Here is a 256-nt window from a genome sequence, read left to right on the forward strand (position 1 = left end):
CGACACCCAACCCAGTAGCCCACTACCAGCACCGCGCCCGGACACCATCGCCTACCTCATCTACACCTCCGGCACCACCGGGATCCCCAAAGGCGTAGCCACCACCCACCACAACGTCACCCAACTACTGACAACCTTGAACACCGGCCCCACACCCGCGTCGGAACAGGTGTGGGCACAGTGTCATTCACTCGCCTTCGACGTCTCCGTATGGGAAATCTGGAGCCCGCTACTCCACGGCGGCCGACTGGTCGTG

The 256-nt window shown here is 63.3% G+C and carries 1 protein-coding gene; it reads left to right on the plus strand.

Annotation, left to right across the window (positions count from 1 at the left end):
* Nucleotides 1-256: AMP-binding protein (locus tag IG65_RS37520; protein ID WP_156055942.1), on the plus strand; the 256-nt coding region annotated here is incomplete at both ends.

The organism is Nocardia sp. NRRL WC-3656 (genome assembly GCF_000720265.1).
Lineage (GTDB): Bacteria > Actinomycetota > Actinomycetes > Mycobacteriales > Mycobacteriaceae > Nocardia > Nocardia nova.